This window comes from Mesorhizobium erdmanii USDA 3471, from assembly GCF_000472705.1.
In the GTDB taxonomy this organism is placed as follows: domain Bacteria; phylum Pseudomonadota; class Alphaproteobacteria; order Rhizobiales; family Rhizobiaceae; genus Mesorhizobium; species Mesorhizobium erdmanii.
Window position 1 is genome coordinate 607,329 of record NZ_KI421453.1, and the last position, 19,990, is coordinate 627,318.

At 61.4% G+C, this 19,990-nt stretch carries 23 protein-coding genes; 13 read left to right on the plus strand and 10 right to left on the minus strand.

The genetic code is table 11. From position 1 onward, the window contains the following. Positions 1-150: 150 nt before the first annotated feature. Both A3AU_RS0130200 and A3AU_RS0130205 read right to left on the minus strand, forming a co-directional pair. Entirely contained in the window at positions 151-1,278 is a 1,128-nt protein-coding gene (locus tag A3AU_RS0130200; protein WP_027056218.1) for a serine hydrolase domain-containing protein, read from the minus strand. A gap of 91 nt (positions 1,279-1,369) precedes the next feature. Continuing rightward, a complete protein-coding gene (locus A3AU_RS0130205; RefSeq protein ID WP_027056219.1) occupies positions 1,370-2,410 on the minus strand; it encodes a proline racemase family protein in 1,041 nt (346 codons plus the stop codon). 107 nt (positions 2,411-2,517) lie between these two features. Between A3AU_RS0130205 and A3AU_RS0130210 the strand changes: the two genes are divergently transcribed. After that, entirely contained in the window at positions 2,518-3,480 is a 963-nt protein-coding gene (locus A3AU_RS0130210) for a dihydrodipicolinate synthase family protein (RefSeq protein ID WP_027056220.1), read from the plus strand. Between the two features lie 128 nt (positions 3,481-3,608). Here the strand turns inward: A3AU_RS0130210 and A3AU_RS0130215 are convergent, their stop codons facing one another. Next, complete coding sequence (locus A3AU_RS0130215; RefSeq protein ID WP_245235603.1) at positions 3,609-4,610, minus strand: bile acid:sodium symporter family protein; 1,002 nt, start codon at positions 4,608-4,610, stop codon at positions 3,609-3,611. 93 nt (positions 4,611-4,703) lie between these two features. Between A3AU_RS0130215 and A3AU_RS0130220 the strand changes: the two genes are divergently transcribed. From A3AU_RS0130220 to A3AU_RS0130235, 4 genes are all read left to right on the plus strand, one after another. Continuing rightward, positions 4,704-5,546 carry a LysR substrate-binding domain-containing protein gene (locus tag A3AU_RS0130220; RefSeq protein ID WP_027056222.1) on the plus strand — a complete coding sequence of 281 codons (843 nt, stop codon included), beginning with the start codon at positions 4,704-4,706 and terminating at the stop codon, positions 5,544-5,546. A gap of 405 nt (positions 5,547-5,951) precedes the next feature. Then, complete coding sequence (locus A3AU_RS01000000136380; RefSeq protein WP_032918361.1) at positions 5,952-6,791, plus strand: FMN-binding protein; 840 nt, start codon at positions 5,952-5,954, stop codon at positions 6,789-6,791. A 31-nt stretch (positions 6,792-6,822) separates the two neighbouring features. Next, positions 6,823-7,539: an FAD:protein FMN transferase gene (locus A3AU_RS0130230; protein WP_245235604.1), complete on the plus strand. Its 717-nt coding sequence runs from the start codon at positions 6,823-6,825 to the stop codon at positions 7,537-7,539. Further along, positions 7,536-9,047, plus strand: coding sequence for an RnfABCDGE type electron transport complex subunit D (locus A3AU_RS0130235; RefSeq protein ID WP_027056224.1), 1,512 nt, complete (start codon positions 7,536-7,538; stop codon positions 9,045-9,047). The genes A3AU_RS0130230 and A3AU_RS0130235 overlap by 4 nt, the downstream gene beginning before the upstream one ends. Before the next feature lie 7 nt (positions 9,048-9,054). On the opposite strand, the gene A3AU_RS0130240 is transcribed toward A3AU_RS0130235, so the two are convergent. The 4 genes from A3AU_RS0130240 to A3AU_RS0130255 all read right to left on the minus strand — a co-directional run bounded on the left by A3AU_RS0130240 (position 9,055) and on the right by A3AU_RS0130255 (position 12,003). Next, on the minus strand, positions 9,055-10,401 hold the full coding sequence (locus tag A3AU_RS0130240) for a sensor histidine kinase (RefSeq protein ID WP_027056225.1): 1,347 nt from the start codon (positions 10,399-10,401) through the stop codon (positions 9,055-9,057). After that, positions 10,398-11,063, minus strand: coding sequence for a response regulator transcription factor (locus A3AU_RS0130245; RefSeq protein WP_027056226.1), 666 nt, complete (start codon positions 11,061-11,063; stop codon positions 10,398-10,400). Before A3AU_RS0130245 ends, A3AU_RS0130240 begins: the two co-directional genes overlap by 4 nt. Next, positions 11,063-11,389 (minus strand): PepSY domain-containing protein, encoded by a 327-nt coding sequence (locus A3AU_RS0130250; protein ID WP_027056227.1) that lies wholly within the window; start codon positions 11,387-11,389, stop codon positions 11,063-11,065. The genes A3AU_RS0130245 and A3AU_RS0130250 overlap by 1 nt, the downstream gene beginning before the upstream one ends. 71 nt (positions 11,390-11,460) lie before the next feature. Beyond that, positions 11,461-12,003 carry a cytochrome b gene (locus A3AU_RS0130255; protein ID WP_027056228.1) on the minus strand — a complete coding sequence of 181 codons (543 nt, stop codon included), beginning with the start codon at positions 12,001-12,003 and terminating at the stop codon, positions 11,461-11,463. A 356-nt stretch (positions 12,004-12,359) separates the two neighbouring features. Between A3AU_RS0130255 and A3AU_RS0130260 the strand changes: the two genes are divergently transcribed. Both A3AU_RS0130260 and A3AU_RS01000000136385 read left to right on the plus strand, forming a co-directional pair. Further along, positions 12,360-12,767, plus strand: coding sequence for a hypothetical protein (locus A3AU_RS0130260; protein WP_027056229.1), 408 nt, complete (start codon positions 12,360-12,362; stop codon positions 12,765-12,767). Positions 12,768-12,957: 190 nt separating this feature from the next. Next, positions 12,958-13,167, plus strand: coding sequence for a DUF1858 domain-containing protein (locus A3AU_RS01000000136385; RefSeq protein ID WP_032918364.1), 210 nt, complete (start codon positions 12,958-12,960; stop codon positions 13,165-13,167). Here A3AU_RS01000000136385 and A3AU_RS0130270 read toward each other — a convergent pair. Then, entirely contained in the window at positions 13,164-13,817 is a 654-nt protein-coding gene (locus A3AU_RS0130270; RefSeq protein WP_245235609.1) for a Crp/Fnr family transcriptional regulator, read from the minus strand. The genes A3AU_RS01000000136385 and A3AU_RS0130270 overlap by 4 nt on opposite strands. Between A3AU_RS0130270 and A3AU_RS1000000140570 the strand changes: the two genes are divergently transcribed. The 6 genes from A3AU_RS1000000140570 (at position 13,722) to A3AU_RS01000000136390 (ending at position 18,659) form a co-directional block, all read left to right on the plus strand. Beyond that, the gene (locus tag A3AU_RS1000000140570) at positions 13,722-14,027 is read left to right on the plus strand and encodes a hypothetical protein (protein WP_245235612.1); all 306 of its coding nucleotides are present in this window, start codon (positions 13,722-13,724) and stop codon (positions 14,025-14,027) included. The two genes, A3AU_RS0130270 and A3AU_RS1000000140570, sit on opposite strands and share 96 nt — an antisense overlap. A gap of 69 nt (positions 14,028-14,096) precedes the next feature. Continuing rightward, positions 14,097-15,299 carry an NnrS family protein gene (locus A3AU_RS0130275; protein ID WP_027056231.1) on the plus strand — a complete coding sequence of 401 codons (1,203 nt, stop codon included), beginning with the start codon at positions 14,097-14,099 and terminating at the stop codon, positions 15,297-15,299. Positions 15,300-15,452: 153 nt separating this feature from the next. Next, positions 15,453-15,899: a pseudoazurin gene (locus A3AU_RS0130285; RefSeq protein ID WP_027056232.1), complete on the plus strand. Its 447-nt coding sequence runs from the start codon at positions 15,453-15,455 to the stop codon at positions 15,897-15,899. 250 nt (positions 15,900-16,149) lie between these two features. Further along, on the plus strand, positions 16,150-17,256 hold the full coding sequence (gene nirK, locus A3AU_RS0130290; protein ID WP_027056233.1) for a copper-containing nitrite reductase: 1,107 nt from the start codon (positions 16,150-16,152) through the stop codon (positions 17,254-17,256). 59 nt (positions 17,257-17,315) lie between these two features. Next, positions 17,316-18,176 carry an SUMF1/EgtB/PvdO family nonheme iron enzyme gene (locus A3AU_RS0130295; protein ID WP_027056234.1) on the plus strand — a complete coding sequence of 287 codons (861 nt, stop codon included), beginning with the start codon at positions 17,316-17,318 and terminating at the stop codon, positions 18,174-18,176. Positions 18,177-18,245: 69 nt separating this feature from the next. Beyond that, a complete protein-coding gene (locus A3AU_RS01000000136390; protein WP_154674695.1) occupies positions 18,246-18,659 on the plus strand; it encodes a group III truncated hemoglobin in 414 nt (137 codons plus the stop codon). A gap of 144 nt (positions 18,660-18,803) precedes the next feature. Here the strand turns inward: A3AU_RS01000000136390 and A3AU_RS0130305 are convergent, their stop codons facing one another. Together A3AU_RS0130305 and A3AU_RS0130310 are read right to left on the minus strand one after the other, a co-directional pair. Next, positions 18,804-19,490, minus strand: a complete 687-nt coding sequence (locus A3AU_RS0130305; protein WP_027056235.1) for a hypothetical protein — start codon at positions 19,488-19,490, stop codon at positions 18,804-18,806. Next, the gene (locus A3AU_RS0130310; RefSeq protein WP_027056236.1) at positions 19,487-19,990 is read right to left on the minus strand and encodes a putative pterin-binding protein; all 504 of its coding nucleotides are present in this window, start codon (positions 19,988-19,990) and stop codon (positions 19,487-19,489) included. The genes A3AU_RS0130305 and A3AU_RS0130310 overlap by 4 nt, the downstream gene beginning before the upstream one ends.

Below are 19,990 nucleotides of genomic sequence, written 5' to 3' on the forward strand. Positions count from 1 at the left end.
CAGCAATGGCATGTCCGAAGCGGGCAGCTGAGGCTGTCGCCTCCATCGATGAAGCGGGGATGAGCAAGGCCGCCGATGCCGTCAAGCAGATGATGGACGAGATGGAGCCGGGGTAGCGTGACGCGTAAAGACCTGTTCGGACAAACCCGGTCAAAGGGCGTCGTAAACGGCGTCGATCAATAATTTGCGGCGTGGGTCGAGATCGTCAAAACCCAGCATGCGGTTGGTGACATAGCCGAAACCGACGCCAGCACCGGGATCGGCAAAGCCGATGGCGCCGCCCCAGCCGGTGTGGCCGAAAGTTTGCGGCGACGCACGGCCGGCATAGACAGGATCCTCCATCTGATAGCCGGCGGCGAAGGCGGCCGGTGAGGCAAAGCTTTCATCCGTGCCGCGAAAGCGGAGGTACGTCGCCGCCTCGATTGCCGCGCGGCTGATCAGAGACTGGTCCTGCCAGACACCGCCGGCCGCCATCATGCCGTAAATGCGTGCCAGTGCGTGCGCCGTCGACTGGCCATTGCCGCCCGGCACTTCGGCTGCGCGCCAGGCGCGGTCGTTGGGAGCCAATGCGCGGGGCGCCGGATTGTGGCTTGCGTGGGGAAATGGCGAAGCGCGGACAAAGTCGACCCAGTCCGAAGCCTTGGGGCCCTCGATCATTTCGGCGACCCTGGAATCCTCGCGGTCGGGCAGACCGACATGAAAGTCGGCGTCAAGCGGGCCCGCGATCTCTTCCGCGATGAAGCGGCCAATGCTTCGCCCGTCGACGCGTCGCAGCACTTCGCCAGCAAGATGGCCGTAGGTCAGGGCGTGATAGATGGAGCGGCTGCCGGGCTCCCATAGTGGCGACATGGCCGCAAGCGCGTCGACAAAAGGCGCCCACGCGAGCAAACCCTTTTCGTCCATCGGCACGGCAAGACCATTCAGCCCGGCTTGATGCGACATCACCTGATCAAGCGTGATGCGCTCCTTGCCGTCGGCCGCGAATTCCGGCCAATAGCGGGCAATTGGTGCGGCATAGTCCAGTCTGCCGCGCTCCACCAACATTGCGATCGCCAGCGCCACGACGCCCTTGGTGGAGGACCAGACGTTGATGAGCGTGTCCTGCCGCCAAAGGTGGGTTCGCGCGGCATCCGCATGGCCGCCCCACAGGTCGACGACAGTCCTGCCATGGACGACGACGGATACGCCACCGCCATGTTCCAGCCCTTGGGCGAAACATTCGGCGAATGCCTCGCGCACGGCGGCAAAGCGCGGATCGCAAAGACCGTCTATGTTCATGCGAGAATTCTCACCAAGTTTGGACGTGAAGGGGTGTCGCCGTAGACTATTCTGGCTTGGCGGGGACATGCCAGTCCAGCGAATTGCCCGCCTACTGCTTCACCGAGGTGGAGGTGCCCCAGGTATCCGACAGCACGTAGCCTTGGGGATAAGGATCGGTCGGATCGAGATAGTAGCTGTGCTCGCCGGTGATCCAGGCCCGGCCGGTGATCTCCGGAACGATCGCCTTGCGGTCGCCGATCTCCGCCAGCTCCACGATCCTGCCGGTGAAGCGCGAGCCGATGATCGATTCATGGATCAGCACGTCGCCGACGCCCATCAAGCCCCGGGCCTGCAGCACGGCCATGCGGGCCGATGTGCCGGTTCCCGTCGGACTGCGGTCCGAACGCCCCGGCGAGACGATGCAGGTGTTGCGGGTGACGTTGCCCGGTCCCTGGAACGGCATGGCGAACTGCACGATCGACACGCCGCGCACATGGGCGAATTCGGGGTGGAAGACGTCAAGCTGTTCGCGCGCGGCCCGCCTTATCCTCTCGCCGGCCACCGCCAGTTCACGGGCCTCGTCGGGGGCGACCGAGAAGCCGAGCGCCTTGGCGTCGACGATGGCATAGAACATGCCGCCATAGGCGACGTCGACCGTGAGCGTGCCAAGCCCTTCAACCTCGATCAATGCATCCAGACGTTCGGCAAAGGCGGGCGCGTTGCGGAAGGTGATCGAGACGCATTTGCCGTCGCGGCATTCGGCGCGCACCTCGATGACGCCGCCCGGCATGTCGAGCTTGAAGCGCGTCTCGGGTTCTTGCATCGGCACCATGCCGGTTTCGAGCAGCACAGTGGCGATGCATATGGTGTTCGAACCGGACATCGGCGGATATTCCGTCGGCTCCATGATGATGGCGCCGGCGGCGCAATCCTCGCGCGTCGATGGGACCAAGAGATTGACGTGGCGCGCGACACTGCCGCGCGGCTCGCAGATCAGCATTCGCCTGATGTGGTCGTGATCACGTTCCATCGTGATCATCTTTTCCATCATCGTACGGCCCGCCGGCGGCAGCACGCCGCCGACGATGACGTCGCCGACCTCGCCCTCGGCATGGCAGCCGACGACATGAATGCTGGTTCTGGTGCGCATTGGTGCTCCCCGTGCTGGTTTGCGCGACTACGACTATTTTGCTTGGCAAGCCATGCCGCTTCGGGACAAACTGACCAATCCGCGTGCTGGCCTCAAGGAGAATTCGAATGACCGCCAATGTCTTTTCCGGCTGCATGCCGGCGTTGATGACCCCGTGCACGCAGGACCGCCAGCCTGACTTCGACGCGCTGGTGCGCAAGGGACGCGAGCTGATCGCGGCCGGCATGTCGGCCGTCGTCTATTGCGGCTCGATGGGCGACTGGCCACTGTTGACCGACGAGCAGCGAATGGAGGGCGTCGAGCGCCTGGTGAAGGCCGGCGTGCCGGTGATCGTGGGAACCGGTGCGGTCAACAGCGCCAAGGCCGTGGCCCACGCGGCGCACGCCCAGAAGGTCGGCGCACGGGGCCTGATGGTTATCCCGCGCGTCTTGTCGCGCGGGCCGTCGGTGACGGCGCAGCGCCATCATTTCAAGGCAATCCTTGCCGCCGCGCCAAACCTGCCGGCGGTCATCTACAACAGCCCCTATTACGGCTTTGCCACGCGTGCGGACCTGTTCTTCGCACTGCGCGCCGAACATCCGAACCTGGTCGGCTTCAAGGAGTTCGGCGGCCCGTCGGATCTGCGTTACGCCGCCGAAAACATCACCAGCCGCGACGATGAGGTGGCGCTGATGATCGGCGTCGACACCGCGGTCTACCACGGTTTCGTCAATTGCGGCGCGTCCGGCGCCATCACCGGCATCGGCAACGTGTTGCCGAAGGAGGTGCTGCACCTCGTCGCGCTGAGCCAGGCGGCAGCCAAGGGCGACGTCGAGGCCCGTCAGCGCGCTCTGGAACTGGACGCCGCGCTCGCGGTGCTATCCTCTTTCGACGAAGGCCCCGACCTGGTGCTCTATTTCAAGCACATGATGGTGCTGAAGGGAGCTCCCGAATACGAGCTGCACTTCAACGAAACGGACGTGCTGACCGACAGCCAGCGCGGGTATGCCGAAACGCAGCTGAAACTGTTCGACAGATGGTATGCACAGTGGTCGAGGCAGCCCGGCTTGGCGGCGAGATACGCGGCCTGAAATTTCTGTTGCCGGCCGGGGACGCTCGACTTCTCGTCATGTGGTTTCCAGGCTCGCGAGAAAATAATGCCTTTATTTTGATGCATGTCGTTGTCCCAGAACCGCTGCGCACTTCTGGGTGACATGCATTAAGCCACCGAGGCCACCGGCTCGGCTTGCCGGGCGGCGGACCGGTTCGCCGCCTTGGCATATTTCTGGGCGATCATCGCGCAGACCATGAGCTGTACCTGGTGGAAGAGCATCAGTGGCAGAACGATCGCGCCGACGCCCTGGCCGGCAAAGATCACGTTGGCCATGGGCACGCCGCTCGCCAGGCTCTTCTTCGAGCCGCAGAAGGTGATGGTGATCTGGTCGGCCTTGTCGAAGCCGAGAAGCCGGCTGCCAAAAGTCGTCAACAGGAGCACCACGCCGAGCAGCACCATGTCGGCGACAACGACCACGGCGATGTCGCGCAACGAGAACATGTGCCACAGCCCTTCGGCGACCGCCGTGCTGAAGGCCAGATAGACCACCATCAAGATCGAGCCGCGATCAACAGGCATCAGCAATGTCTTGCGAGCGCGTATCCACCCGCCTATCCGGGGCTCCAGGAGCTGTCCAAGCGCAAAGGGCAGGAGCAGCTGCATCAGGATCTGGCTCACCGCATCCCACGAGAATCCGCCATGCCCGCCCATGGAGAACAGCAGCCCGACGAGCAAGGGCGTCAGGAACATGCCGAAGATGTTGGAGGCGGAGGCCGAGCAGATGGCGGCGGAGACATTTCCGCCGGCCATCGAGGTGAATGCGATCGAGGACTGGACCGTCGACGGCAGGACGCACAGAAACAGAATGCCGAGGTAGAGCGGCTTGGGCAGGATCGAGGCAGGCAGATAGCCAAGCGCCAGGCCCAACAGCGGGAACAGGCCAAAGGTCGTCAGAAGGATGACCAGGTGCAGGCGCCAATGCATCAGGCCGGCGACAACAACATCGCGCGAGAGCTTCGCGCCGTGCAGGAAGAACAGAAGCGCCACGGCGAGATTGGTCGCGACCGCGAACCATTTCGCGAACGTCCCTGTAGCAGGCGCCACCGATGCAAGCGCGACAGTGCACAGCAGGAGGATCAGAAAGGAGTCCGGCAGAAAACGGCGCATGTCATGGTCTCTCCAGAGCAGGTCCAACGCGGCCTTTTCGAACATTGCGAAACAGGATACAAGGAATAACAGTTATCGTACTTTGAGATATCGATGCTCGATCTGGTCCAACTTCGCAGCTTCGTCACCGTCCAGCAGATGGGAAGCTTTACTTTCGCCGCCGAGCGGCTGGGGCTCGGGCAATCGACCGTCAGTCAGCACATAAGCAAGCTGGAGGCCGCGATCGGCAGGCAGTTGCTGGCCCGCGATACGCACAAGGTGATGCTGACGCCCGATGGCGAAGCCCTGCTCGGCCATGCCCGCACCATGTTGTCCATAGAGGGACAGGTGCAGGCGCTGTTCACCGCGCAGCGGCTGCGCGGCACCTTGAGGCTCGGCGTATCCGAGGACCTGGTTGCCAGCCGCCTGCCGCTGGTGCTGGAGGATTTCGTCCGCTCTCACCCATCCGTTGATCTTGAACTGACCGTGGCGCTTAGCGGCGTGCTCTACCAGATGCAGGACAATGGCGAGCTCGATCTTGTTCTGGCGAAGCGGCGGCTGGGCGACAGCCGTGGCCGGCTCGTCTATCGCGAACCGCTTGTCTGGCTCGCCCGCGATCCCGAACATGTCCTGTCGCTGGCGGCCTTGCCGTTGATCGCCTTCCCAGCGCCGAGCGTCACGCGCAGCATCGCGCTGGAGGTGCTCGAACGGCACCGCATGCCATGGCGCATTGTCTGCACATGCGGAAGCCTGAGCGGACTGACGGCCGCCGCCCGGGCGGGCATGGGGGTTCTGGTGCAACCGCAAAGCATGTCGCCTTCGGGCCTGAAGGAAATCGGCAGCCTGCCGCAGCTGGAGGATGTGGAATTTGTCCTGATCCCGAGCAAAGGCGCCGACAGGGCACTCGTCTCAGCGCTTTCGGAGGATATTCTGACCAAGGTGAAAGGCCTGCGCTGACCCGTCACGCAAGGCACCTGCCGATGATACCGTTGGCAGGGATTGCTCCGCTATGTACACCATTGTTTTTGTTTTTCTGCTCCGCGATCCCAGCGACCCTTGAACTGATCACCGGGATCGTCGCCGATCATGGCCAGTGTTGCCAATGGGCTGGCGGCTAAACGCCTGCGTGCGGCCTAACGCGTGGGCGATGCCCGGCAATTCCCTTGGACTTATGAACCGCCCCTCGCCGCATGATCGTCCTGCGTCGATTTCACGGCACGAACATATCCGTCGAGCCTGTCGGCAAATCGCTCCGGACGAGTGCGCTGACAGCCAGTTGTCAGCTTCGTCGTGAGATATTGCGTCGAAACAGCCTGCGGTGGCGTCACATTCACAGGCTTCAACTCGGAAATTCGGACCCTGATGAAAAAGATTGCCCTATCGTTTTTCGTGCTCGCGTCTTCGGGCGCCTACGTCTGGGAGCAGCCGGCCAAGGCCCCCGCCATCGACATCACCGACACCACGGATGCTTCGACCGTTGGCAAGAGTGTGCAGGAGGCGGGCGATCCGGCATCTGCTCCGGTCGCGCCGGTTACGCCGCCTCCTCGGCTCGCTCGCATGCCTGTACAGCAGAGCGTGCTGCCGCCAGCCGCCCCGGCGGGCAAAGTCGGCAATGAAACGACCGCGGCGATCTTCGCACCCGCTCCGAGCGAGCAGGCTGCGAGGCCGACCGCGACCGAAGATTCGCCGATTGCGCTTGACCAGCCGAAGACTTCCCTGCCACCCCCTGAATTGTCGAAGCGGGTTCCGGCTGAGATCATCGCCGACGCCGCGCCACAGACAATGGCCTTCGCCGCCACGCCAGCGGTCTACATTCCCGTTCCCCAACCGAGGCCGGATTATCCGCAAAGCCCAGCCCGCGTCATCAAGGCAGGCATGAAGGCAACGGTGAATCGTGGCACGAAGCCGGCCGGCCACGGATTTGCCGATGGCACATATATTGGTCCTGTCACGGATGCCTATTACGGTCTCATGCAGATTCAGGCATCGATCCAGGGCGGTCGTCTCACATCACTGAAAGTGCTGAAATACCCGAGCGACCGGCGAACCTCCGTCAACATCAACAGGCAAGCCCTGCCCATGCTGCGCGATGAGGCGATCAGCGCGCAAAGTGCCAATGTCGACATCATCTCGGGCGCGACATTGACCAGCCGGGCCTTCAGGCAATCGCTCGCTGGCGCCTTGAAGCAAGCGTCGTCCTAGTTCAATGCGCGACACAAGGATCTTGATGGGCATGCCCATCACCCTCGACATTGGCGGCGTGTCGGGCGAGGCACTTGTCGACGCGGTCTTCGACTACTTCGAGTGCGTCGACCGGCGCTTCAGCACCTACAGGGCCGACAGCGAGATTTCAGCCATCAATCGGGGGGATCTCCCGGTTCGCGCCTGGAGCGGCGAGATGATGGAAGTGATGGCCCTCGCCGAACACACCAAAAACCAGACGAATGGTTTTTTTGACATCCGCCGCCCCGACGGTTCGCTGGACCCTTCCGGCATCGTCAAAGGCTGGGCCATCCGCAATGCTGCCGCGATCCCTCAACGGGCAGGTGTCGACGATTTCTTCATCGAGGCGGGCGGCGACATCCAGTCCTGCGGCACGAACGCTTCGGGCCTCGACTGGAGCGTCGGCATCCGCAACCCCTTCAATGCCGACGAGATCATCAAGATCGTCTATCCACGGGGACACGGGGTCGCCACCTCCGGCACCTATGTGCGCGGGCAGCACATCTACAATCCGCTTGGGTGCGGCGATCCGATTACCGAGATCGTCAGCTTGACCGTGATCGGGTCGGATGTGTTCGAGGCCGATCGCTTCGCCACCGCCGCCTTTGCCATGGGCCGGAATGGAATTTTGTTTCTCGAGCAGATGGCAGGCCTCGAGGGCTATGTCGTCGACAGCAACGGCCGTGCCACGCCGACAAGCGGCTTCGGAGCTTTTTGCAAATCATGATCAAGGCCATCGACCGGTTTCTCGACCATCAGACCATGTATCGGCTGGTCCTCTATTACCTGATCGCCTTGCTGGGCACGGCCCTCGTACTCGGCTTCTTCGGGCTTGTGCCGCATGATCCGCTTGCACTCGCTTTCACGACGGGCGTGATGCTGGCCACATGCTGGATCACCAACCGGGTTTTCGCCGCGGTGTTTCGGGTTCCCGCCAATAGCGAGTCCGTATACATCACCGCCCTCATCCTGGCGCTTATCGTGGATCCGGTGGCCGCTACGGACGCGACAGGGATCGGCGCGGTGGTCTTCGCCTGCGTCTGGGCGATTTCATCCAAGTTCATCCTCGCCATCGGCAGGAAGCACTTGTTCAACCCCGCGGCGCTGGGCGTGGCGTTGACCGCGCTATTGCTGGACCAGCCGGCCACTTGGTGGGTCGGAGGCAATCTGCCGTTGCTTCCAGTCGTAATTGGCGGTGGCCTGCTTATCGTGCGCAAGCTGCGCCGGCTCGATGTCGTCGTGACCTTCATGACAGTTGCACTGGCGGTAACCCTCTCGACGACCGACCCGTCGCAATATGCGACCGCACTGACCGAGACACTAGGCTCGTCGCCGCTGCTGTTCTTCGCCTTCGTGATGCTGACCGAGCCGCTGACGGCGCCGACGACGCGCTGGCCGCGCATCGCCTTTGCCGCCATCGTCGGCTTCCTGTTCGCCCCCAACATCCACGTCGGCTCGCTCTATTTCACTCCGGAACTGGCGCTTCTGGCGGGCAATCTCTTCGCCTACGCGGTGAGCCCGAAAGGACGCTTCGTGCTGACGCTCGAACGCATCGAGCAATCCGCCATCGACAGCTACGACTTCATCTTCAGCTCACCCCGCAAGCTCGCCTTCCAGGCCGGCCAGTATCTGGAATGGACGCTTGGTCTCGACCGTTCGGACAATCGTGGCAACCGCCGCTATTTCACGGTCGCATCGGCGCCCACGGAGCAATCGCTGAGACTTGGCGTCAAGTTCTATCCGCGATCCAGCGCCTTCAAGCACGCCCTGGGCGCGATGAAGCCGGGCAGTACGATCCACGCCTCCCAACTCGCCGGCGACTTCACCCTGCCGGCCGATCCGGAAACCAAGATCGCCTTCCTGGCCGGCGGCATCGGCATCACGCCATTCCGCTCGATGCTGCAGTATCTCATCGACAGTCGTGAAAGGCGGCCGATCGTCGTCCTGTACGGAGCCGAGACCCAGCAGGACATCGCCTATCGCGATGTGCTCGGCGCGGCAAAAAGAGAGCTGGGCGTAAAGACGGTGCTCGCCATCGCCAAGGGAGCCGAGCGCGGGCAGTATCCTGGCTACATCGATGCGCGCCTTGTGCGCCTGGCCATCCCCGACTATCTCGAGCGAACTTTCTACATCTCCGGCCCGCAAGCCATGGTCAAGGTGCTCCGCCGCGAGCTGCTGGCGATGGGTGTTCGCCGCTCGAAGATAAAGGTGGACTATTTTCCAGGATTTGCCTGAGCGCCGGTCAGCTGTGGCGGGGCAAGGTTATGGTCACCACAAGGCCGGGATCGGCATTGGTCAGTGTCAGGCGTCCGCCATAGGCTTCGACGATGTCTGAAACGATGGCGAGGCCGAGCCCGTGACTGCCGCCCTTGCTGTCCAGCTGCACGCCGCGCGACAACGCAGCCTCCCTATCCACATCGGGGATGCCCGGCCCATCATCGGTGACCGCGATGGACAGATCGCCTTCGGTTGCCCATGCCTTGACCTGAACCGACGATCTTGCGAAGCGTGCCGCGTTCTCCACAAGATTGCCCAGTATCTCCGACAAGTCGCCTTCATCGACAGGTGCCAGAAGTTCCGCCGCAATGTCGATCTGGAACACGAGCTGCTTGCCGGTTGGGGTGCGCTTGACGACGGCGATGACGCCAGCGGCGACCTCCCTGGCCAGGCACGATGCCTTGCTGGATACGCCGGGAGCCAAACGAGCCCGGGCCAGCTCCCGCTCGACGTGGCGACGGATCGCCCCCGCACTCTTCTCGATATCGTCGGCGAGCTCGGTCTCGCCCTTCTTGCGCAAGGTCCGAATGTCCGCTGACAGCACCTGCAGCGGCGTCTTGAGTCCGTGTGCCAGGTCAGTGGCGCGGCCTCGCGCTCGTGCGAGAGCCTTCTCCTGCGCATCGAGAAGGCGGTTTATTTCGTCGGCAAGCGGCTGCACCTCGCTTGGGGCCGCCACGTCAAGCCGCGCCGTTCGCTGGGCGATCACGTGTCGGACGGCGACCCTCAGGTTTTCCAGAGGCGCGAGACCCACGGTGATCTGGATGAAGAAAGCCGCCATGAGGGCCGCGGCGAGCATGATAAGCGCCGGCGCGAGATCCCAGACGTATTCGTTCACCGACAGCTCCACGCTGCGATGGTCTTCCGCCACGATAGCGCGAAAGGACCGGCCATCGGCATCGGTGATGGTGCGCTCGACAGCAATGGTGAGTTCGCCGCCCGGACCTTTGAGCTCCTCAATCTTTTTCAATTCGCCGCTGTCGACCAGTTGCGGCAATGTCAGCGTTGCGTCCCACAACGAACGCGAACGGACCAGATTGTGGCTGGCCAGATCTTCCACCTGCCAATAGTGCCCGGACAGTGGATTGATGAAGCGCGGGTCGGTGAGGTTAGAAACGACCAAGAGCCGGCCATCGGCCGCGAAACTGACAGAGCCAATCAATTCGTTGAGATCGACGGTCAGCTCACTGACAACCCGCCGTTCTACATTCAGTTCGAACAGATAGCGCAGGCCAAACCCCGCAATGGCAAGGGCGACAAGGATCGAGATGGCTGCAGCCGACCAGAGCCTGAAGCGGATCGAATTGCCCATCATGAAGGCGCGTCGGGCATGAAGTATCCGAACCCGCGCCGTGTCTCGATGACATCGTTGCCGAGCTTGCGGCGCAGCCGCCCGACGATGACCTCGATTGCGTTGGGATCGCGATCATTGCCGGAATCGTACAGATGTTCCGCGAGTTCGGTCGGCGCTACCACACGCCCGGCATGGTGCATCAGGAAAGCCATCAGCCGATATTCAAGCGGCGACAAGGCGACGGGAACGCCACGCAACGAAATACGCATCTGGCGCGTGTCCAGCACCAACGGCCCGGATATCAGCACGGGCGCCGCCTGACCGGCTGAGCGGCGCAGAATCGCGCGCAGCCGCGCCAGCAGCTCTTCCATTTCGAAGGGCTTGGGCAAGTAATCGTCGGCGCCGGCATTGATGCCCTCGACGCGCTCGGTCCACAGACCTCGCGCGGTCAGGATCAGTACGGGAAAGCGTCGTCCGTTGGCCCGCCAACGTTTCAGCACGGTCAAGCCATCGAGTTTTGGCAATCCAAGATCCAGGATCGCCGCATCATAGTTCTCTACATCACCTGCGAACCAGGCGGCCTCCCCATCGCGTACAACATCGACAGCCATGCCGGCCGCCTTGAGGACGGCCGTGATGTCGCTGGCGATACGAGATTCATCCTCGGCGAGGAGAACCTTCATCAGTCGCCTCCCCCGCTGCGCATCAGCACCCCGGCGCCGGCATCCACATCGACGATCCTGCGATGTCCATCGGCGACAACGATCTGGAACCGATAGACCCACCTGTCGGCGATCCGGATGAAATCCACGGCCACAATGTCGCCGGGGGCGGCGGAATGGACCAGGTCCAGGATGGATGAAAGTCCCTTTATTTCGCCACGTTCGTAGAGGTCGCGCGCCCGATCATGATCGCCGTCATCGTCGACATCGGCGCGGGCGGTAAGCGGGCCGGCAAGGAAGAGCCCGTAGAAACCCAGTATCGCGAGGAACTTCAGAGCGGGCTTCATCCAGCAACCGCGTGCGCCAGTGTAGGCCGCAAGACGCCGCCTAAACCGCACCGGCGCCGCCCAAACGGCCATCACGAGCCACTTTTTCCCAGCAGCATTCGCCTCAGCACATCGTCCTTCCAGACATAATGATGCCAAAGCGCGGCAGCCGCATGCAATCCGGCAAGGATAAGGATCAGATCGGCACAAAGACTATGCAGTCTCCTTATGAAACCGGCGATCGCGCGGTCGGCGGAAACAGGAGCCGGGATGGTGAAGAGCCCGAAAAAACTCAGGGCATCGCCCCGATACCAGGTCAGAATGATACCGAGAACGGGAATTGCCACAAGCAGCGCGTAGAGCAGAAGATGCGCAATCTTGGCCGCCCATCGTTCAAGCTGTGACATTTCAGGCGGCAGGCCCGGCGTGCCCAGTACCAGCCGCAGGCCGACGCGAATGACAACCAGCGCGAAAAGCAGCAACCCGAATGAAATGTGAAGCCACCAGACGACGGCGCGGCCGGGATCACCACGCGGGAAGATATCGGCAACATAGGTAAGGCCGTAAAGCCCGATGACCAGCACAAACACAACCCAGTGAATGGCTTTCTGAGAGCTGGCATAGGCGGGATTCATTCGAGGATTCCAGTTTGGACTTTTCAGCAGCGGTCCGGTTGAAGCGTGATCTGGCTGATCAACATCGGTCGGAGCGTGCCTGCGAGAACGACGTCTTCGGCAGGGTGAACAATTTCCGTCACCCGGGCAAGACCAGGTTTCGGACGATGAAAAACATTGGATCATCGAACCTGTCAGGACGCTGACAATTCTGGCGCGCCGATGGCGTCCGGGCTGCGACAAGGGCGCCCACGTCATGTGATCTTCCGCGCCACCGGAAGACTTTGCGCTAGCGCAAGGCGCCAGCGATCTTTCGGCACTATTTACCGGGCCGACTTCTTTCGCGTGGGCGCGATCGAGGCAACCGGAGAACTGGCATGGCAGGCAACCCCGAAAATGAAGGCGCCGAAGCTTGGCGCTTTGCACTTTCCTTTCTGGTCGACCGCGAGCGCAGCAAGGCGGCGAGGAAGGAATTTTGGGAACAAGGCCAAGATGTATGCGGAAGGATTCTGGACGAGATCGGTCTGTCGCGACGTGAGTTCGATGACGCCATGCGGCTGCCTTACGCGTCGGAAGACCTGCTTGTGTCCGCGATGCGTTCAGCAGGCATTGATCCTGACAGCTTTCAGTCGCTACAGGCGGCGCGCGCTGGCATGTCGCGCATCTGCATCACCTGCCCGCATCGTCGGGAATGCCACGACCACCTGTCCGCCTTCGATTTCGAAAGCCACTATCGGGATTTCTGCCCCAACAGCCTGACTTTTACAAAGCTTCTAGAGGACTGACGTTCCTATCCTGCCCCGGACGACATGCACTCGAGACAGCGGGGATCAAGGATCTACCTGTGATTTCGCCCTTGCCCGCTCCAGTCCGTGGCTGGGCTTGCGCCCACCGTTGCTTGCTCTTTGTGCCAGCGCAACGAAACGCAGGCATGACGGGCGCAGGGTGTGCGCATTCTGGCCCGGACGAGAAGCCATGGAACCTAAATTCAGCGACGATGCCACAATGGACGAAATCATGAGGATGTCGCCTGCGGCGATCCGGATCGTGCTCCGGCACGGCATGCTTTGCGTCGGCTGTCCGATAGCTTCGTTCCATACGATTTCGGACGCGGCACGGGAGCACGATCTCAACGAGCAGCAACTGAACCAGGATTTGCAGGCCGCCCTGGTCAGCAAGGACTAGCTCTTGCGCGCCCTGCCTTCCGCGATCAAAAGGAGCTGGTGCGGCGCGACCACGGTCACTTTCTGGCGGCCCCCCTTGACCAGGTTGAGATCCTCCCAGGCCGACAATAACCGGCTTACCGTGAACAGGGTCGTTCCTGTCATCTCGGCTATGTTCTGACGCGTAATTGGGAAGTCGATCAGAATGCCTTCTTCTGTCTTCCTGCCTGCCTGATTGACCAGTTTAAGCAGTGCATGGGCGACACGCTGTTCGACCTGTTCGGTGGCCAATTCGATAACGCGCGAGTGCGCCTCCTGGAGCCTGCTGCCTACAACCTTGTAGGTGTTGGCGCCAAAACTGGGATAATCGGCGGCGAAATGCGGCCACAAGCGGCTTGGCCAGGCAAGAGCCACGCAATCGACGGCAGCCATGGCATTCGCCGGATAGGTGGCTCTGCCCAGCGCGTGGGCAATTCCCATCAATTCGCCGGGACTGATGTACCGCACCGTCACCTCCTGACCGTCCGGGGTCGATTTCACGACCCGTACATGACCGTCGAGCAACAGGAAGAACGAATGCGCTTCCTGCTCCTGTTCGAACACCGGCTGGTCCCTGGCGATCCGAAGCGATCTCGCCTGGCCAACGATGCGGTCGAGGTCCGTGGCGGCCAGTCCCTCAAAGACGGGGAGCCCCGAAATCAGCGAGGGATCAAGGCTACCCAAGGTCATGTCCTTCTGAATTTGTCCGCGGGCAAGGCAGCCTTTGCCACCTGGCTGCCGACTGTCTCATGGCTGACTGGCAAACAGCAAGATGGCAATAGGTGTTCAAAATATCGAAATTCTTTGCGCAGGGGCAAATTCGCCATGTCCGGCCTGGCCTAAAAGGCCTTTCGTGGCAGTTGCGGAAAGGTCCTATCCCTGTTGCCCGAAATTCTTGCTTCAGGGGATGTCATGGCAATTCCGCGCACGCGTCCGGGCGCCTATCCGGCTGTTCTCTCCAACGGGTTCCGGCCGTTCTTCCTGCTGGGCGCGCTGTTTGGCGGGGCCGCGATTCTTTTCTGGCTGCCTTTGTACTATGGCAAACTCGAAACCTTCAGCGTCTTCTTGCCAGTGGACTGGCATGTCCACGAATTGCTGTTCGGCTATCTGGCTGCCGTCATCACGGGCTTTCTGCTGACTGCAATACCAAACTGGACGGGCAGGCTGCCTTTGCAGGGGCTGCCTTTGCTGGCGCTGGTGTTGCTGTGGTGCGCGGGGCGGGTCGTCGTCTTCTGTTCTTCGCAGACTGGCTGGCTGCTTGCCGCCCTTGTCGATTGCGGCTTTCTTCTTGCAGTCGTCGTGGCCGCCGCGACGGAAATCGTCGCCGGCAGAAACTGGCGCAATCTCAAGGTGCTGCTGCCTGTGACAGCACTGCTGGCGGCAAACATCATGTTTCATATCGAGGCACATTCTCAAGGGGTGACGAATATCAGCCGCCGCCTCGGCCTTGCCGCCACGGTTGTCCTGGTCATGGTCATCGGTGGCCGGATCATTCCGTCCTTCACCCGCAACTGGCTGGCGCGAGAGAGACCTGGGCGCTTGCCGGTTCCGTTCAGCAGGTTCGACGGTATCACGATCCTGTCCTCTGCGTTCGGATTGGTTGCCTGGACGTTCTTTCCAACCAACCCCGGCACTGGGACAATTCTGATTGCAGCGGCACTTCTCAATGCCATCAGGCTTGGCCGCTGGGCCGGAGACCGTTCGTTGCGCGATCCTCTGGTCCTGATCCTTCACCTGTCCTTTGCTTTCGTTCCTATCGGCCTGTTCGTGAGCGGCCTCGCCGTTCTTCTTCCAGGACAGGTTCCTGCTGCCGCCGGCATCCATGCGTTCGGCGTTGGGGCGTTGGCCTGCATGACGCTTGCTGTCATGTCGCGCGCCACGTTAGGCCACACCGGCCGCGAATTGCGGGCGGATACAGGCACATGTTTGATGTTCGCAGCAGTCCTGTTCGCGGCGATACTGCGAATAGCCGCGGCTTTTGAACCGGCGGCCGTATCGCTTCTGCATATGGCGGCGGCGCTCTGGGTTATTGCCTGTTTCGGCTATGTGGTTCTGTTCGGGCGAATGCTCGTTCGGCCGCGTTTGCAGGCGCGTCGCCCAGCGAATTCCGTCTGATGAAAGGCGGCCGGCATCCGCCACCGTTCATTACTGCCGGTGTCCAAGATTATTCGCTGGCCAATTTGCGCCAGCGCAAATCGCAATATCAGGACACGGACTAGAAGGGGGCAACGGTAAGTGCCGTGAACAACCCTAGAAAGGATACCCCAAATGAAACTGCCCCTGATCGCCGCGGCCGTTGCGCTGCTTTCCCTCGCTGGTGCGGCAAATGCCGAAGAACACGTCGTGCAGATGCTGAACAAGGGCGAGAAGGGTTCAATGGTCTTTCAGCCTGCCTTTGTTCGCGCAGCACCCGGCGACACGATCAAATTCGTACCGACCGACAAGACCCATAACGCCGAGTCCATCAAGGACATGATCCCCGATGGCGCCGAACCCTTCAAGGGAAAGCCGAGCGAAGAAATCACCGTCACCCTCACCAAGGAGGGTTTCTATGGCGTCAAGTGTGCTCCCCACTACGGCATGGGCATGGTCGCGCTCATCCTGGTCGGCAAGCCCGTCAACCTGGACGCAGCGCAAGCGGTCAAGCAGATCGGCAAGGCCAAGCCAGTGTTCGCCGAACTGTTCGCCGAAGCAAGCAAGGCAGTGTCCAACTGAAGATGTCTGCGGCAAAGACACCCCTCCGTCCCGGCGATGTCTGGAGGGGAAGGCCGGGCGGACCTGGGGAGAGGTCCAGCCCGGCCTCTTTCGTTCCAATGCCCCGACAATGACCGGCAGCCTCCGTGCGAAGGCAGTATTCAAGGAAGAAAAGAACACCTGTCACGTCCGGTTTGCGTTAGCGCAAAGAACATCTTGATCCATGCGTCTACACAGTAAGCATCAACGGCCCGAAACGAAGGAGATTAAGATGCTTACCAGACGTGAAGCTTTGTTGGGATCTGTTCTTACGGCTGCTGCCGTTGCCACCATAAGTGCAATGCCGGCAGTAGCGAGTGCGAAAGACGTCGCCGGCCTGCCACGCGAAAAGGTCACGCTGGTGGCGCCGCCTTTCGTCCATGCTCATGACCAGGTCGCCAAGGGCGGGCCGAAAGTCGTCGAATTCACGATGACCATCGAAGAAAAGCCGATCGTCATCGACGCCGACGGCACGCAGTTGAACGCGATGACCTACAACGGGTCAATTCCAGGCCCGCTGATGGTCGTGCATGAAGGCGACTACATCGAGCTCACCCTCATCAACCCCGATACGAACACGCTTGCTCATAATATCGATTTCCACGCGGCGACCGGCGCGCTCGGCGGCGGCGGCCTGACGCTGATCAATCCTGGCGAGCAGGTCACGCTGCGCTTCAAGGCCACCCGACCGGGGACGTTCGTCTATCATTGCGCGCCCGGCGGCGCGATGATCCCGTGGCATGTCGTGTCGGGCATGAGTGGAGCAGTCATGGTGCTGCCGCGCGACGGGCTGAAAGACGATAAAGGCAAGTCGATCCACTATGACCGCATCTACTATGTCGGCGAAAACGACTTCTACATCCCGCGCGACGAACAGGGGAAATTCAAGAAGTATGACTCGGCCGGCGACAACTATGACGACACCGTGAAAGTGATGCGCGGGTTGATCCCCACCCATGTCGTGTTCAACGGCAAGGCGGGATCGCTAACCGGCGAGCATGCAATGAAGGCCAAGGTTGGGGAAACGATCCTCATCGTGCATTCCCAGGCCAACCGCGACACTCGTCCCCACCTGATTGGTGGTCATGGTGACTTCGTCTGGGAACAGGGCAAATTTGCCAATCCGCCAGCCAAGGATCTCGAAACATGGTTCATCCGTGGTGGGTCGGCGGGCGCGGCGCTCTACACGTTCCTGCAGCCCGGCGTGTACGCCTATGTCAACCACAATCTGATCGAGGCGGTTGAACTGGGCGCTACAGCCCACTTCACGGTCGACGGCGGCACCTGGAACGACGACTTGATGACCCAGGTTGCGGCACCGAAAGCGATCGCTTCCTGAAATAGGACAGAAGAGGATGCAGCCCCACGGGGTTGCATCCATCACCGGATTCTACCCTCATGTCCTTTGATCCTGTCTTCACATTCGGCGTCATCGGAGCCGCCGCGCTGATAGGCGTGGGCATAGCCAACGAGGTCGGCAGCCCGGCGTCGCCATTACCTTCTCCGGTATCCGCAGTGCTGCAGCCTGGCGCATTCGACCACCCCATGCCCGGCGAATTCCTGCGGGACAATCATCCTGTCGCGGCGCCGGTCACCCGAGAGGCTATCGATACGCCGTTGGAAATCATGAAGTATCAGGTGAGCGTGGCGGACTATGCACGCTGCGTTGGCGAAGGCGCCTGCAAACCGGCCGATGTGCGCAAGGTTGGCGACGTCCCGGTGACTGGCGTTAGTCACATTGACGCCGATGCCTATGCAAAGTGGCTGTCAGAACGCACCGGTGAAACCTGGCGACTGCCGACGGACCTCGAATGGGCCTATGCGGCCGGTGAACGTTTCCGGGGCGACATAGAGGGAAATGCAAGCGACCCGAACAACCCGGCACAGCGTTGGCTTGACCAGTATCGCAAGGAAACTTCGCTTGGGCGCGTGCCCGATCCGGAGCCCAGGGCACAAGGGGCGTTCGGGATCAACTCAAAGGGATTGGCAGACATTGCGGGTAATGTATGGGAATGGACATCCACCTGCTACGTCCACACGACAATCGCCAGCGACGGCACACAGGCGGCGGATTCCATTGAAAATTGCGGCGTCCACGCCGTGGAAGGCTTCCATCGCACCTACATGTCGAACTTCATCCGGGACGGCAAAAGCGGTGGTTGCGCGGTCGGGACCCCACCTGACAATCTGGGTTTCCGGCTCGTCCACGAACGATCGGGGATGTTACGGTCCGCTCTTCGCGAGTTGGGCATCTCGTAACCGCGGAGAGCATGGATGACTTTCAATTCCGCACCAATCGAGCGGGTGGTTCCTGTCGCGGAAGAGCCTTTGGACAAGGCCGGCGTCGATCGGCAATCGATAGACAAACTGGTTCGAGAATTCTATGCCAGGGTCAGGAACGACGAGCGCCTCGGGCCGATATTCGACCGTGAGATAAGCAGCGACTGGAAGCCCCACCTGGAAAAGATGACGGACTTCTGGTGTTCCGTCATCCTCAAGAGTGGTGACTACCACGGACGGCCGGTGCCGGCACACACCAGGCTGCGGGGCGTCACCGAAGCGGATTTCGAAATCTGGCAAGCCCTGTTTGCCACGACGGCTGCGGAGTTGTTCGCTCCCGACACGGCAGCTGTGTTTGTCGCGAGAGCCGAGCGCATCGCCAAAAGCTTGAGGTTGGCGATGTTCTTTCGCCTCGGGCCTCCTGATGTCGGACAATGCCACCCAGGCGACGGTGCCCTGTGAGGATCGACAACTCCAGCGATCGCCATCTGCGAGCCTCAAAGGCTGTGGATCGCCCTCGACAGGGCCATGCGGACATCCATTGCGGAGCGATCTGAAGCGGCCACCGAGGGCAACGGATCTACAGCGAGGACCTTGACCGCGCTGTCACCGCTCTAGCTGCCGGCTGGTGACCTGAACGATCCGCAGTTGTCGCATCAGGTTCAGAATCAGGAGCCCGATCGAGCAGCCGAGCGCCAGAACGACGATGGCGGATAGTTGCTGCAGACGCATGACCTCGTCGCGTGCATCGGCGCGGGCGGCAGAAACAGAGGCGTTGGTGAAACTGAGCAGGGACTCGGTGATGCTCAGCAGGCCGCCAAGCGTTTCCGAGGCCGCGACCAGGGTGGCATGATCGACCGACTGGCCGTCGGCAATCCGGTTGAAAGCGGGTTCAAGACCGACGACGGCAGCTCGCACCTGTACACGCGCGCCGCGGAAGGTGTCACTGGTTTCGAAGAAAGACGCATATTTGGAATTGTCGAGGATCGAGAGGCGCGAATAAAGGATATCATAACGCAGACTGAGCGCCTTGAGTTCATCGGGGTCGACGGTGCTCTTGCCGGCCAGCCTGTCGGTCGCATACGCAAGGGTTCGGCTTTCTCGGTCGAGTTGATAGACCGCCCACAATGCATCTTCGCGAATGCCATCCTGAAGGGTGTTCTGCCGGGTCGCCAAATGCGCGAATGCCGCCCCCAGTGCAACCATCAAGCCGATGGAGACCGCGATCAGATAGCGGGTTGCCTTGCCGGCGTTGTGTACCGCCTCACGGCTCTCGATCAGTTCGGGCTTCAATCGACGACCTCGATTTCCTTGATCTGCCAAACCGAGCGCGAGAAGTATTTTTCATTGTAGAGTTCGTGATTCTTGTCGAAGGGGTAGATCATGAAGAGCGGCCCCTTGTCGCGAACCGACATCGGCTTCCCATTCATCTTCACGGCAAGGATCGTCTCGTAATCTGTCGCGTCACCGATCGGCACATCAGCCGAATAGTCGTTGAGGGCCTTGATCCTCAATGTCTTGCCATGGGCGCCAGCGGCCTCCAGGATGGCTTTCAGATAAGGTCCGTCGAACTCCGTGGCGCCGTTCGTCCACGGCGTTTCCATGATAGCCTGTCGACCAGCGAGCGCCTGCAGCATCGCCAGGTCGAACGTCGCCGTATGCGCTTTGTTGGTGTTCTGGATATCGCCGGTAATCGTAAGAACAACGTCGCCCTCTGGCGCTGGGAGGGATGCGCTCATGGCATGGGAAACCGGAAGCGCGCATAGCAGCGCTGCCGCAATCAGGAATTTCAT

Bases quoted from the DNA above. Each gene is read 5' to 3' on its own strand.
- A3AU_RS0130245 (WP_027056226.1), bottom strand. From the start codon at position 11,063: ATGAAGGTTCTCCTCGCCGAGGATGAATCTCGTATCGCCAGCGACATC.
- A3AU_RS0130255 (WP_027056228.1), bottom strand. From the start codon at position 12,003: ATGAATCCCGCCTATGCCAGCTCTCAGAAAGCCATTCACTGGGTTGTG.
- A3AU_RS0130285 (WP_027056232.1), top strand. From the start codon at position 15,453: ATGAAACTGCCCCTGATCGCCGCGGCCGTTGCGCTGCTTTCCCTCGCT.
- A3AU_RS0130310 (WP_027056236.1), bottom strand. From the start codon at position 19,990: ATGAAATTCCTGATTGCGGCAGCGCTGCTATGCGCGCTTCCGGTTTCC.
- A3AU_RS01000000136385 (WP_032918364.1), top strand. From the start codon at position 12,958: ATGGAACCTAAATTCAGCGACGATGCCACAATGGACGAAATCATGAGG.
- A3AU_RS0130205 (WP_027056219.1), bottom strand. From the start codon at position 2,410: ATGCGCACCAGAACCAGCATTCATGTCGTCGGCTGCCATGCCGAGGGC.
- A3AU_RS0130250 (WP_027056227.1), bottom strand. From the start codon at position 11,389: ATGAAGCCCGCTCTGAAGTTCCTCGCGATACTGGGTTTCTACGGGCTC.
- A3AU_RS0130230 (WP_245235604.1), top strand. From the start codon at position 6,823: ATGCCCATCACCCTCGACATTGGCGGCGTGTCGGGCGAGGCACTTGTC.
- A3AU_RS0130275 (WP_027056231.1), top strand. From the start codon at position 14,097: ATGGCAATTCCGCGCACGCGTCCGGGCGCCTATCCGGCTGTTCTCTCC.
- A3AU_RS0130210 (WP_027056220.1), top strand. From the start codon at position 2,518: ATGACCGCCAATGTCTTTTCCGGCTGCATGCCGGCGTTGATGACCCCG.
- A3AU_RS0130235 (WP_027056224.1), top strand. From the start codon at position 7,536: ATGATCAAGGCCATCGACCGGTTTCTCGACCATCAGACCATGTATCGG.
- A3AU_RS0130220 (WP_027056222.1), top strand. From the start codon at position 4,704: ATGCTCGATCTGGTCCAACTTCGCAGCTTCGTCACCGTCCAGCAGATG.
- A3AU_RS0130260 (WP_027056229.1), top strand. From the start codon at position 12,360: ATGGCAGGCAACCCCGAAAATGAAGGCGCCGAAGCTTGGCGCTTTGCA.
- A3AU_RS1000000140570 (WP_245235612.1), top strand. From the start codon at position 13,722: ATGCGCTTCCTGCTCCTGTTCGAACACCGGCTGGTCCCTGGCGATCCG.
- A3AU_RS01000000136380 (WP_032918361.1), top strand. From the start codon at position 5,952: ATGAAAAAGATTGCCCTATCGTTTTTCGTGCTCGCGTCTTCGGGCGCC.
- A3AU_RS0130200 (WP_027056218.1), bottom strand. From the start codon at position 1,278: ATGAACATAGACGGTCTTTGCGATCCGCGCTTTGCCGCCGTGCGCGAG.
- nirK (WP_027056233.1), top strand. From the start codon at position 16,150: ATGCTTACCAGACGTGAAGCTTTGTTGGGATCTGTTCTTACGGCTGCT.
- A3AU_RS0130295 (WP_027056234.1), top strand. From the start codon at position 17,316: ATGTCCTTTGATCCTGTCTTCACATTCGGCGTCATCGGAGCCGCCGCG.
- A3AU_RS0130240 (WP_027056225.1), bottom strand. From the start codon at position 10,401: ATGATGGGCAATTCGATCCGCTTCAGGCTCTGGTCGGCTGCAGCCATC.
- A3AU_RS0130215 (WP_245235603.1), bottom strand. From the start codon at position 4,610: ATGCGCCGTTTTCTGCCGGACTCCTTTCTGATCCTCCTGCTGTGCACT.